Annotated in this window: 10 protein-coding genes; 6 read left to right on the top strand and 4 right to left on the bottom strand. The window is 69.3% G+C overall.

Annotation, left to right across the window (positions count from 1 at the left end; genetic code table 11):
• Positions 1 to 23: 23 nt before the first annotated feature.
• Positions 24 to 2,381, bottom strand: coding sequence for a TonB-dependent receptor (locus QZV94_RS01480; RefSeq protein ID WP_293676024.1), 2,358 nt, complete (start codon positions 2,379 to 2,381; stop codon positions 24 to 26).
• Between the two features lie 305 nt (positions 2,382 to 2,686).
• Here QZV94_RS01480 and QZV94_RS01475 point away from each other — a divergent pair, with 305 nt between their 5' ends.
• Together QZV94_RS01475 and QZV94_RS01470 are read left to right on the top strand one after the other, a co-directional pair.
• Positions 2,687 to 5,218 (top strand): circularly permuted type 2 ATP-grasp protein, encoded by a 2,532-nt coding sequence (locus QZV94_RS01475; RefSeq protein WP_293676023.1) that lies wholly within the window; start codon positions 2,687 to 2,689, stop codon positions 5,216 to 5,218.
• Positions 5,215 to 6,105, top strand: coding sequence for a transglutaminase family protein (locus QZV94_RS01470; protein WP_293676022.1), 891 nt, complete (start codon positions 5,215 to 5,217; stop codon positions 6,103 to 6,105). Before QZV94_RS01475 ends, QZV94_RS01470 begins: the two co-directional genes overlap by 4 nt.
• 210 nt (positions 6,106 to 6,315) lie before the next feature.
• Here QZV94_RS01470 and QZV94_RS01465 read toward each other — a convergent pair whose 3' ends face one another.
• A complete protein-coding gene (locus tag QZV94_RS01465) occupies positions 6,316 to 7,122 on the bottom strand; it encodes an exodeoxyribonuclease III (RefSeq protein WP_293676021.1) in 807 nt (268 codons plus the stop codon).
• A 263-nt stretch (positions 7,123 to 7,385) separates the two neighbouring features.
• Complete coding sequence (locus tag QZV94_RS01460; protein WP_293676020.1) at positions 7,386 to 8,021, bottom strand: outer-membrane lipoprotein carrier protein LolA; 636 nt, start codon at positions 8,019 to 8,021, stop codon at positions 7,386 to 7,388.
• Positions 8,022 to 8,115: 94 nt separating this feature from the next.
• On the opposite strand from QZV94_RS01460, the gene QZV94_RS01455 reads away from it, so the two are divergent.
• Entirely contained in the window at positions 8,116 to 8,364 is a 249-nt protein-coding gene (locus QZV94_RS01455; RefSeq protein ID WP_293676019.1) for an excinuclease ABC subunit B, read from the top strand.
• 11 nt (positions 8,365 to 8,375) lie between these two features.
• Here the strand turns inward: QZV94_RS01455 and QZV94_RS01450 are convergent, their stop codons facing one another.
• Positions 8,376 to 10,721 carry a DNA translocase FtsK gene (locus tag QZV94_RS01450; protein ID WP_293676018.1) on the bottom strand — a complete coding sequence of 782 codons (2,346 nt, stop codon included), beginning with the start codon at positions 10,719 to 10,721 and terminating at the stop codon, positions 8,376 to 8,378.
• Positions 10,722 to 10,860: 139 nt separating this feature from the next.
• Between QZV94_RS01450 and QZV94_RS01445 the strand changes: the two genes are divergently transcribed.
• The 3 genes from QZV94_RS01445 to QZV94_RS01435 all read left to right on the top strand — a co-directional run.
• Positions 10,861 to 11,259, top strand: coding sequence for a hypothetical protein (locus tag QZV94_RS01445; RefSeq protein ID WP_293676017.1), 399 nt, complete (start codon positions 10,861 to 10,863; stop codon positions 11,257 to 11,259).
• Between the two features lie 82 nt (positions 11,260 to 11,341).
• Positions 11,342 to 11,800: a hypothetical protein gene (locus QZV94_RS01440; RefSeq protein ID WP_293676016.1), complete on the top strand. Its 459-nt coding sequence runs from the start codon at positions 11,342 to 11,344 to the stop codon at positions 11,798 to 11,800.
• A gap of 202 nt (positions 11,801 to 12,002) precedes the next feature.
• On the top strand, positions 12,003 to 12,684 hold a 682-nt coding region (locus QZV94_RS01435; protein ID WP_293676015.1), incomplete at its 3' end, for an Hsp70 family protein.

Below are 12,684 nucleotides of genomic sequence, written 5' to 3'. Positions count from 1 at the left end.
CGGGGATGACACGCCTGGTTGGCCTAGAACTCCTTGCGCACCGTCGCGCCGTAGGTGCGCGGCGGGTTGGTGATGAAGCCGTAGCGGGCGCGCAGGCCGCGCTCGCGGTCGATCGAGAGCTTGGCGCGCTCGTCGCCGAGGTTGTTCACGAACAGGGCGGCCTCGAAGCCGTCGGCGCGGATGCCGACCCGCAGGTTGACGATGTCGTAGGACGGCAGCTCCAGCGGGAAGATCAGCGAGTTGGCCGTGCCGCCGCCCATATTGGGGAAAAGCGGCACGGTGCGCGGGTTGCTCTCCTGGTCGGAGATCTGCGTGAAGCGCTTGCCGACGTGCTGGAAGGTGAGGTTCGAGAACACCTCCATGCCCGTGCTGAGCTCGCGCTCGTAGCCCAGGCTCACCGAGGCCTGGAACTTCGGCACGGTGGGCAGGCGGTTGCCGTCCGCCAGGCCCTGGATCGGGACCCCGGCGGAGTCGCGCAGGCTCGAGGTGAGCTGGGCGTCGTTGTAGGAGGCGGTCGCCGCCACGTCGAAGTTCTCGGTCAGGCGGTAGGCGAGCTCGACGTCGAAGCCGACCGAGCGGGCGCTCTTTACGTTGGCGATGATCCGCGACGAGCAGCTGCCGGCGTCGATGGTGGCCTGCAGGTTGTTGATGTCGGCGTAGAAGCCCGCGACCGTGATCGACCCGGCGCTGCCCAGCCGCGCCTTGGCGCCGGCTTCGTAGTTCCACACCGTTTCGTTCTTGAAGCCCGGGGTGGAGAGCGCGGTGAAGGAAGCCAGGTCGGCCGGGGTGCAGAGCGGCGCATTCAGCGGGTCGTTGATCCCGCCCAGCCGGAAGCCCTTGGATACCTGGGCGTTCAGCGTGATGTCGTCGGTCGCCTCGTAGGCCACGATCACGCGCGGGGCGAGATTGCTGGCGTCGGTCTTGCCCGGCACGTTGATGGTGGGCGCCGCGAAGATCCCGTCGAAGGTCAGGAACCGGCTTTCCTCGTAGTCGGCGTAGCGCAGGCCCGCCGTGACATCCAGGCGGTCGGTGACCGAGAACGTGCCTTCGCCGAACACCGCGATCTGCGTCTGCTCGTACGGCACGGTCGAGAAGTAGAGGTGGTCCGTCGGTGCGGCCGCGCCGACCGTCGGGATGCCGCTCAGCGCGGTGAAGCCGATCACCGGCAGGTCCTGCGAATAGTCGCGCTCGATCCGCGAGTAGAAGGCGCCGACCACCCACTGGAGGCGCTGGTCGCCGGTCGTGGAGATGCGGGCCTCCTGGGTGAAGGACTTCACGTCGGTGGTGTCGATCAGCGGCGCGTCGAGCGTGTAGATCGGCTCGCCCAGGCCGATGGAACCGCCGGTGACGGATCCGGTCAGCGCGGTGGCGTCGCGCACGACCAGCACATCGCGGTCGCTGAAGGTGGAGATGGACGTGAAGCGGTGGTCGCCGGAATCGTACTGCAGGGTGAGGTCACCGAGGATGAACCTGTCCTCGAACTTCTCCTGGAGCTGGGTGAACTGCTTCAACCCGCCCAGCCGCACCGCAGGCCGGGTCGTGGTGAATTCGTTGGCGAGGACATTGTAGATGTCGACGCGGTTGAAGCCGTCGACGTTGATCTTCTGGTAGACGAGACGCGGCGTGATCGAGAAGTTCTCGGACGCCTTGAGGAGCAGGGCAGCGCGCACGCCGGTGCGGGTGCCATCGTTGACGTCCTTGTCGACGCCGCCGGGCTGGACCGCATCGATGAAGCCCGGGAACTTCTCGGTGTAGGCCGAGACCCGCAGGGCGATCCCGTCGTTGACCGGGATGTTCACCGCGCCCTTGATGTTGCCGCCCGTACCGCCGCCCTCCACCGTCGAGACGGTGGCCTCGACCACGCCCTTGAAGGCGTCGGTGGTGGGCTGGTTGGTGATGTAGCGCACGGTGCCCGACAGCGAGCCGGAGCCGTACAGCGTGCCCTGCGGCCCGCGCAGCACTTCCACCCGGTTCAGGTCGAAGAGGTCCAGGTCTGGCGTGAACAGGCTGAGCGAGATCACGCTCTCGTCGAGGTAGACGCCGACCTGTTCCTTGACGCCCGGCTGGTCGCGGACGATCTGGCCGGCGGAGATGCCCCGGATGGCCACCTGGCTTTGGCCGGGACCGAGGTTCTGCACGCTGAAGCTGGCGACGGTGCGCGAGAGCTCTTCGACGTTGGTGACCCCGTGGTTGCGCATCACCTGCTCGCTCTGGGCGGCCACGGAGAAGGGCACGTCGATCAGCGCTTCGTCGCGCTTGCGCGCGGTGACGACCAGTTCCTCGACCTCGGCGTCGGCCGCCATGGCGGAGCCTGCCGGGAGGGCCATGAGCACGGCCAGGGCGCTTACGCCGGCGGAAAGGACGATCTTGCGTTGGGTCACTGTGGACTCCCCGTACAACTGCAGCGAGAGCCGCTGCCCAATTAGCGGGCAGGCCTATATCTTACGGCGTCACCATATCCAGTGTGCTTGCGGTGGACCCGGTCGCTTCCTTGGGAACAGTTGCATCTCCGCAACAGAGGTGTGGCGCATTGGCATGACAGCATGGCCCGTGTTGTCGGACCAGTCTGCCTCGGCCAGGAGATTGCGCATAAGCGCCCTGGTGGTCCCGCTCCCGCAAGTGGGACGTGACCGATTCACGTTAGCGCGCCTATGGTGCCCACGGGCGGGTGAGGGAGAGCGACACCGTGGCGGCGGAGACATCCACGGCGGTGCAGCGCAGGGCGGACCTGGAGCCGACGGCGGCGCACCGGCTGTCGGGCTGGCTGAAGGGCTACCATCCCCTGCGGGGCGTGCCAGACGAGCTGTTCGATCCGGGGCGGCGGCCGCGCGACCACTGGCTGGCCTTCCTGGGTGACTTCGCAGAGTACCCAGAGGCAGATTTCAAGACCCGCTTCGGCCTCGCCAACCGCCATATCCGCGACAGCGGCGCCTCCTACCGCATCTACGGCGAGGAGAACGAGCGCACATGGCCGCTGAACCCGCTGCCGCTGATCCTGGACCAGAAGGAGTGGGAGGAGATCGCCGCCGGCGTCACCCAGCGCGCCGAGCTGGTCGAGGCCTTGTTGCAGGACATCTACGGCGAGGGCCGTCTCCTGGCGGAGGGGGCCCTGCCGGCCGCCGCGCTCACCGGCTCCATCGACTTCCTTCGCGCGATGCGCGGGGTGAAGCCGCCGGGCGGCCGCTACATGGGCGTCTACGCCGCAGACCTGGGCCGTGGGCCCGACGGCCGCTGGTGGGTGCTGGACGACCGCACACAGGCCCCGTCCGGCGCGGGCTATGCGCTGGAGAACCGGCTGGTGCTCAGCCGAGCCTATCCGAACCTCTACAACGCCATGAACGTCCACCGCCTGGCGCCCTTCTTCGACGGCCTGCGTCGCGGGCTCTCCGAGGCGGCGGAGCGTGAGGATCCGCGCATCTGCGTGCTCAGCCCGGGACGGTTCTCGGAAACCTATTTCGAGCAGGCACACCTTGCGCGCTACCTGGGCTTCCTGCTGGTGGAGGGCGACGACCTGGTGGCCCGGGAGGGCAAGGTCTACGTCCGCACCATCGCGGGCCTGAAGCGGGCCGACGCGATCCTCCGCCGCGTCGACGCCGATTTCCTCGACCCGCTGGAACTGAACAGCCAGTCGCGGCTGGGCACGCCCGGCATGCTCGAGGCGATCCGCCAGGGCGGGGTGACGGTGTTGAACATGCCCGGCTCCGGCGTCATCGAGTCCAAGGCGCTGCTCGGCTTCCTGCCGCGCCTCTGCCGCCGCCTGCTGGGCGAGGACCTGAAGATGCCCAACATCGCCACCTGGTGGTGCGGCCAACCCGGGGAGCACGAGCGTGTGCTGCGGGAGTTCGACAATCTGGCGCTCGGCCCCGCCTTCAACGGCATCCAGGGCGCGGGCCTCACCGCCTCGAAGCTGACCAGCGACATGACGCCCGAGGAGCGCGACGGCGTGCGCAGCCGCATGGCCGACCGTCCCGTCGACTTCGTAGGCCAGGAGGTGGTGCAGCTCTCGACCATGCCGGTGCTGCGCGACGGCCGCCTCGAGCCGGCCCCCTTCGTGCTGCGCGTCTTCGCGGCCTTCACGCCGGAGGGCATCAAGATCATGCCCGGCGGCTTCTGCCGAACCTCCGACCGCCTCGACGTGCGCGCCATCTCAATGGGCGAGGGCGCCAACACCGCCGACGTCTGGGTGATCGACGACAAGCCGGTGGAACGCATCTCGCTGATGGCCAGCCGCGAGGACGTGAAGGTCCGCCGCATCCTGGGCCACCTGCCGAGCCGCGCCGCCGACAACCTGTTCTGGCTGGGCCGCTACCTGGAGCGCACCGAGGCGACCCTGCGCCTGGTCCGTGCGCTCTGCACCAGCCTGATGGACGCCGAGGGCGCCGTCAGCGCCACGGGCGACAGCTACGACCACCTGCAGCATGTGCTGATCGACTGGGGCGCCCTGGAAAAGGATGCGGCGGGCAGTTCAACCGCGGTGGCCGCCCGTGACGCCCTGCTCAAGACGTCGTCCTGGGGCTCGGTTGTCAGCCTGGTGCGCTCGGCCCAGCGCACCGCGTCGTCCATGCGCGAGCGGCTCAGCGCCGATTTCTGGGCCCTGTTGCTCGACCTGGAGGGGACGCTCGCGAACCGGACCGAGGCGATCACGTCTGAGGCCCAGGCGCTGCGCCACGTTGAAGCCGCGCTGCGCGTGGTGGCCGCGCTCTCAGGTATGACCCAGGAGAACATGAACCGGGTGGCCGGCTGGCGCTTCCTGGACATGGGCCGGCGCATCGAGCGGGGCGTGAACACCTGCCAGCTCACCCGGCTGCTGGCCCATGACGACGCCACCACCGACGACCTGGACCTCCTGCTCGACCTGGCCGACAGCCAGATCAGCTACCGCGCCCGCTACCTGGTGGGCCTGGCGCTGGGGCCGGTGCGCGACATGGTGATGCTGGACCCGTACAACACCCGCTCCCTGGCCTTCCAGGTCGAGGCGCTGAAGGAGCACCTCGCCGTCCTGCCGACCCTGCACGAAGACGGTATGCTGGAGGCGCCGGGGCGGATTCTGCTGCCGCTGGCCGCGCAGGTGGAGACCATCGACGCCGCGGCGCTGAACGCCGCCAAGGTGGAGGAACTGGAGGAAGCGCTGATGGCCTTCTCCGGCGCCATCGGAGACCGCTTCTTCCTGCAGGGCGCCACCGCCGTTCCCACCGTCAAGCTGATGGGGCTCGCGTGATCTACACCCTGCGTCACCGCACCACCTACAACTACGGCAACACGGTCAGCTTTGCCCGCTGCGTCCTGCGGCTCACCCCCAATTCCTCGCCCGGCCAGACGGTGTTGACGACCCAGCTGACCGTCACCCCGGCCCCCACGCTGCGCGACGAGCGCCTGGGCCCGTTCGGCGAGGTCATGGTCACGGTGCTGATCGACAAGCGCCACGAGACCCTGGTCATCGAGGCAAACTCCCGCGTCGACGTCCACGCGCCGCCGCTGCCCGACGCCTCGGCCAGCCTGCCGTGGGAGCAGGTCCGCGCCGCGGCCTTCGCCTCGACGGGCATGGAGGCCAACGGACCGGCCGTGTTCCTCTATCCGACCCGGCGCACCCCCAAGCTGGCCGAGATCACCGAGTATGCGCGCGCCAGCTTCCCGCCTGGTCGGCCGATCATCGAGGCGGTCTCGGACCTGATGCGCCGCATCCACCGCGAATTCAAATACGACCCCGGCGCGACCGAGGTCTCCACCCCGGTGCTGGAGGCGTTCAAGGCCCGCCACGGAGTCTGCCAGGACTTCGCGCACATCATGATTTGCGGCCTGCGCGGCCTGGGCCTGCCGACCAGCTACATCTCGGGATACCTGCGCACCATCCCACCGCCGGGCCAGCCGCGGCTGGAGGGCGCCGACGCGACCCACGCCTGGGTCACCGTCTGGTGCGGCAAGGACGTCGGCTGGGTCGGCTTCGACCCAACCAACGCCATCCTCGCCCAGAACGACCACATCGAGCTGGGCGTCGGGCGCGACTACTCCGACGTCGCGCCCATCGACGGCATCATCCTGGGCGCCCGTGACCAGAACCTGACGGTCGAGGTCGACGTGATCCCTGAGGAGATGGCGGTCGCTTAGACACGCCGCAGGCGTCGCACTCGAACCACAGAGAGCTCGCCGATTGAAACACCAAGACCACCAGGACCACGAAGAGGCCGGGGAAGCTCCGCAGCCAACGACTGCCCCGATCGCTTGGTGGTCTTGGTGGTCTTGGTGGTCTTGGTGTTGAAACGCAGCGCCTGCGGCGCGCACCGCGCAGCCAGCTCCGCGCGAGCCAGACCCACCCCCCTAAAGCACCAGGTCCGCGCTCACGGGCGCGTGGTCGCTGGGGCGTTCCCAGGCGCGCACGTCGTCGTGGACGCGGCTGGCCGGCGCGCCGAGGCGCCAGGCGGCGTCTCGCAGGCCGGGCGTCACCAGGATGTGGTCCAGCCTCAGGCCGCGGTTGGACAGGCGGAAATCCTGGGCGCGGTAGCTCCACCAGGAGGCCAGCTTCTGCGGCTCTGGCGTCATGGCCCGGGTCAGGTCGATGAAGCCCAGCGACGCCTCCAGGGCGCGGAACGCCGCCACCTCGGCCGGCGTGTGGCTGACGATCCGCGACATGTACTTGTGGTTCCAGACGTCGAACTCGCCCGGCGCCACGTTCAGATCGCCGACTATGGCCAGGGGCGCCTTGGGGTCGCGGCGGGACAGTTCGGCCGTGAGCTTCTCGTAGAAGTCCAGCTTGTGGTCGAACTTGGGGTTCGCCTCGCGGTCGGGCGCATCCCCGCCGGCGGGGATGTAGAAGTTGTGGATCTCCACCCCGGCCACCGTGGCCCCGACGCAGCGGGCGTGGCCCTCGCGGCAGACCTGCAGCGGCGGGGCGGGGTCCAGGGGCAGGCGCGAGGCGATCGCCACCCCGTGCCAGCCCTTCTGGCCGGCGATCCTCAGGTGCGGCAGCCCCATCTCCTTGAAGGCGTTCACCGGGAACTCGCCTTCACGGCACTTGATCTCCTGCAGGCACAGCACGTCCGGCGCCTGCTCCGCCACGAAGCGAGCGGCCTGCTCGGCGCGCAGGCGAACGGAGTTGACGTTCCAGGTGCAGATTCGAAGACGCATGGGTCTGTCTAGACGAAGAAGAGCCGCCGCGCTTCCGCGCCACGGGCCTCTCCAGTGAAAGAAAGCCCGGGCGCATGGGTGCGCCCGGGCTGTTTTAGTTGTCTCTCATGCCGCCGCCGGGAGGGGATTGGGTCCGGCACGGATTCCGTCCGCACGACCGGCGCGCGAACGACGTAGTGGCAATATCGCCACACAGAGACCTTTTGTCAAAGATCTTTCATAGTTAAGCTTGCATGTGGTGTGAATGGCACACTTTTGACGATCTAGACTTTTCCTCGGCCGACATTCTTGGGGCGAGGGTCCTTCAACACGAACAATGACTTATCGAGGCCCGAGGCGCGTTGAAGCCCGACCAGCTGCACGCGGGTGGGCCGGCTCTGGGCATCGGTCACTGTCCAGCCGGCCAGGGCGACCGGATTGTCGGTGAAGGTCAGGGTGATGGTCCCGGCGGTCTCCTTGCGGCCGTCGCGGGCGGTGATCGCGAAGCCGTCGGACATCCGCGCCACGCGGGTCACCTGCACCCCCTTGTCCAGGCGGATGGTCCTGGCCAGGAAGAGGCTGAGCGGCGTGACGCCCAGCGGATAGGACTCGAAGGTCTTCAGCCGCTTGTCCTGCACCGATACGAGGCCGCCGTCCGACACCACCAGCAGGCCCGAGGGCGGGTCGTAGGCGAACCGGGCCTTGCCAGGCCGCTTCAGGTAGAGCTGGCCGGACGTCGAGCGGCCGCGTGCGTCGGTCTGGACGAACTTCGCCTGCGCCTCCGTGAGGCCCTCCAGATAGGCTACCGCGCGGGCGACCAACGCCTGCTCCTGCGGCGTCAGCCCCGCCTGCGCCCATGCGGGCGCCGCTACCGGGGCGGCGGCCAGCGCCAGGGCGAGGCTGCGTCGTGTAAGGCTCATGCTTGCTCCGTAACCCGTCCCTAACCTATCGCGCCAGGGCGGCGGCAATAGGGCCGAAGGCAACGCCGCGGCGCGGAGGGACGTTCCCGTAGCCATGATCGAGGACCTGCAGCGCCGGATGCGCGAAGCCGCCGAGGCCGGCGACACGGAAACCGCCGAATTGCTACGCGATGCGATCGAGCGGATTCGGACCGGCCAGTCGAACCTGCGCGAGCAGCAGCCCGGCCGCATGGGCCTGGGCTCAAGCCAGGAGCGATACGTCGGCGCTGACCAGCGTCGGCGCCTGCCGAAGAAGCCCGACCCGATGACCACCGGACACAAGCCAGCGCGCGGCAAGCGCTAGCCTACAGGACCTCAGGGCGCCGCCGAGACCAGGATCTCGCGCTTGCCGGCGTGGTTCGCCGGGCCGACCACGCCCTCCTGCTCCATGCGCTCCATCAGCGAGGCGGCGCGGTTGTAGCCGATCTGCAGGCGGCGCTGGATGTAGCTGGTCGAGGCCTTGCCGTCGCGCGTGACGACGGCCACGGCGCGGTCGTAGAGGTCGTTGCCGGCGTCGCTGTCCCCGCCCGCGCCGAACGCACTCTCGTCGCCGTCCTCCTCGTCGCCGCCCGCAGTGACCTCGTCGAGATAGCTGGGCGTGCCCTGGTCGCGCAGGAACTTGGCGACCGCCTCGACCTCTCCGTCGCTGACGAACGGGCCGTGCAGGCGGGTGATGCGCCCGCCGCCGGCCATGTAGAGCATGTCGCCCTGGCCCAGCAGCTGCTCGGCGCCCTGCTCGCCCAGGATGGTGCGGCTGTCGATCTTGGAGGTGACCTGGAAGCTGATCCGGGTCGGGAAGTTGGCCTTGATCGTTCCGGTGATCACGTCCACCGACGGGCGTTGCGTGGCCATGATCAGGTGGATGCCGGCCGCCCGCGCCATCTGCGCCAGTCGCTGGACCGCGCCCTCGATGTCCTTGCCGGCCACCATCATCAGGTCGGCGACCTCGTCGATGATCACCACCAGGTACGGCATCGGCTCGGGCCGGATCTTCTCGCTCTCATAGGTGGCGCGGCCGGCTTCGTCGAAGCCGGTCTGGACCGTCCGCTCGAAGTGCTCGCCCTTGGCCAGCGCTTCGCGGGCGCGCTCGTTGTAGGAGGCCACGTTGCGCACGCCGATCTTCGACATCCGGCGGTAGCGGTCCTCCATCTCGCGGACCGTCCACTTCAGCGCGACGATGGCCTTCTTGGGGTCGGTGACCACCGGCGCGAGCAGATGCGGAATGCCGTCGTAGACCGACAGCTCCAGCATCTTCGGGTCGATCATGATCAGGCGGCACTGCTCGGGCGGCAGCTTGTAGAGGATCGACAGGATCATGGCGTTGACGCCCACCGACTTGCCCGAGCCGGTGGTCCCGGCGATCAGCAGGTGAGGCATCTTGGCCAGGTCGGCAATGTAGGGCTCGCCCCCGATGGTCTCGCCCAGAGCCACGGGCACCGACTGGCCGCCGCGCTCGTACTCCGGCGCCGCCAGCAGGTCGCGCAGGTAGACCGTCTCGCGGCGCTGGTTGGGCAACTCGATGCCGATGGCGTTTCGGCCCGGCACTACCGATACACGGGCCGAGGCCACGCTCATGGAGCGCGCGATGTCGTCGCTCAGCGCCACGACCCGGGCCGACTTCACGCCGGCGGCCGGGACCAGCTCGTAGAGCGTGACCACCGGGCCGGGGCGGATCTGGTCCACCTGGCCGCGCACGCCGAACTCCGCCAGCACGCTCTCCAGCAACTGGGCGTTCTGGCGCAGCGCGCCTTCGTCGTATTGGGCGGCGCGGGCCGGCGCCTTGGTCAGCATTCCCAGTTCCGGCAGCTTGAAGCCGCCCTCCTGGGCGAAGGCGAAGGTGGACTGGGCTTCCTTCTGCTCGCGCACGCTCTCCTTGGGCGCGAACTTGGGCGCCTTTACAGTGGGGCCTGCCGCCTCAGTTGTGACTGCGGGCTCCGGATCAAGGGCAGCCTCGGGAATCACGGGATCCAGTCCCTTGCGGCGGCCGACCTTGGTGCGCGGCTCCGGTCGGGCGGCCTTCAGCCTGGGCTTCGGCGTCAGCGCATGGGTCATGCCGTTGGCGATGCCGCGCAGGTCGACACGGGACAGCCCCAGCCCATAGCCGTAGGCCAGGATCCCAGCGAAGGTCAGGATCGAGCCTGCGATGATCACCCCCCACGGCAGGCGCGCATACTCCACCAGGCCGCCCAGGCCCGAGAGCAGCGCGTCGCCCCAGAAGCCCCCGAGCCGGCGGGCCAGCGGCCAGGCCGCCGGCGGCGGGGCCCAGGCCAGGGCGCCGGCCAGCGCCAGGACGCCCAGGGCGCCAAGGGCGGCGCGCCGGCGGAGGCGGCCGCGGTTCACGTCCGGCTCGGGGTCGGCGGCCCGGCTGAGGCCGCTGGTGACGATCAGGAGGGCGGCCAGGCCTGCGCCCACGCCCAAGGACTGGATGGCCATGTCGGCCAGAACCGCCCCCGCCCCGCCCAGGGCGTTGCCCGGCGCGCCTGTCCCGGCGGCGTTCAGGCTGGCGTCGGTGGGATCGTAGGTGGCGAAGGCGGCGGCGAGTGCGGCGCCGAAGGCCGCGGTCACGCCCCCGCGCAGGCGCGCCGTGGCCGGGTGGCTCCAGGCGAGCTTGGCGATGTGGGCGGCCAGCTCCCACCCGGTTTTCCGCGCCGCCCGCGCCATCCGTCACACTCTCCGAAGCACTGATCCGGCCATCCTGGGCCAGCGACTGTTAATCATGCGTTTACCGTGATTGCCTGCCGCGGCTTGCACCTTTCGCGGGGGAAGCAGGCGGACTAGGTTCCCGCCCATGAACTGGTCCATGCCCCGCCCCGTCCTGCAGGTGGTCGCCGCCGTCCTGGTGGCGATCTGCGTCGGCGCCTTCGCGCTCGGCGTCGCCACCGCGCCGTCACGCGGCAAGTTGCCTGGCGAACGCGCGACCGGGGTGACCAGCCAGGTGATCCAGGCCCAGGACGCGACCCCGCTTACCGACGAGCGGATCGAGGGACCGCCCCCGCCGCCCGAGGTCTCCGACGAGGAGAAGGCCCGGCTGGCGGAGGAGAAGGAGGCCAAGGAGGCCGCCGCCATCGCCAAGGCCGAGGCGGCCGGCGTCATGCCCGTCGCGCCCGCCACAAGCGCCGCCCCGCCCGCCGCGGTCGAAGCGCCCGCCGCAGCGACCCCGCCACCTCCGCCGCCGAAGGTGGAAGAGCCGGTGTTCTAGCGGCGTCGCCTTGTAGCTACCGCGCCACCGAGCCGCGGATGACCATATCCCGGAGACCTCGTTGACAGGCCTCATGCCGCCCATGTCGTTCCGTCGCCTGACGGCCGGCGAGCGCGCCCTGGCCGCAGAGGTGTTCGCGGGCGGGCTGGACGCGGCCCGCGTTTGGATTCTTGCCATACCCGCCTGGGGCCGCGCGTTCGTGCCGGGCAGGCGGCTGATGGTCTGGCCGGCCCCGGCGGCGCGAACCGATTTCGCCGATCCCGCCACGCCGCTCGACGATCAGGCGACCTTCGTCCATGAGCTGACTCACGTCTGGCAGGCGCAGAACGGGGTCGCGCTGCTGCTGGCCAAGCTGATGGCCGGCGACAGCGCCGCGTCCTATGCCTACGACCTGACGAGCGGGCTCGCGTTTCCGGCCATGAACATCGAGCAGCAGGCCATGGTGGTGGAGGACGCGTTCCGGCTTTCCCGCGGCGGCGTGGCGCCGCACCCGCCGGAGCTCTACGACGGTGCCAGCGTCCATTGGCGGCGGCGCCGCTGAGCATGTCCCTGCTACGATTGGGGACATTCACCCTTGCAGCCCCGGCAAATTCCCCCATATCGGCTCTCGACGCTGGCTTCCGTGAAGGGAAAGCGGAGCCAGCAAGAATCTCCATCTAACCGGGGGCGTCGCTTTTCCTCGGGCGCTTCACTAGAAGGCCCACCCGCGGCGTCCGCCAATCAGGAGCGAGCAAGACCAAGGCATGAGCAAGATCATCGGCATCGACCTCGGCACGACCAACTCGTGCGTGGCCATCATGGACGGCAAGACGCCCAAAGTGATCGAGAACGCCGAAGGCGCGCGGACCACGCCCTCGGTGGTGGGCTTCATGGAGGACGGCGAACGTGTCGTCGGCCAACCCGCGAAACGCCAGGCGGTCACCAACCCGACCAACACCTTCTTCGCGATCAAGCGGCTGATCGGCCGTCAGTTCGACGACCCCGTGGTGGCGAAGGACAAGGGCATGGTGCCCTATGAGATCGTCAAGGGCCCGAACGGCGACGCCTGGGTGCGCGCCCACGGCAAGGACTATTCGCCCCAGCAGATCTCCGCCTTCACCCTGCAGAAGATGAAGGAAGCCGCCGAGCAGCACCTCGGCGAGAAGGTCGAGAAGGCGGTCATCACCGTCCCGGCCTACTTCAACGACGCCCAGCGGCAGGCGACCAAGGACGCCGGCAAGATCGCCGGCCTCGAGGTCCTGCGGATCATCAACGAGCCGACTGCGGCCGCGCTCGCCTATGGCCTGGAGAAGAACGACGGCAAGAAGATCGCCGTCTACGACCTGGGCGGCGGCACCTTCGACGTCTCCATCCTGGAGATCGGCGACGGTGTCTTCGAGGTGAAGTCGACCAACGGCGACACCTTCCTGGGCGGCGAAGACTTCG

The organism is uncultured Phenylobacterium sp. (genome assembly GCF_902826855.1).
Classification (GTDB): Bacteria; Pseudomonadota; Alphaproteobacteria; order Caulobacterales; family Caulobacteraceae; genus Phenylobacterium.
This window is presented reverse-complemented; position numbering and strand designations above follow the sequence as displayed.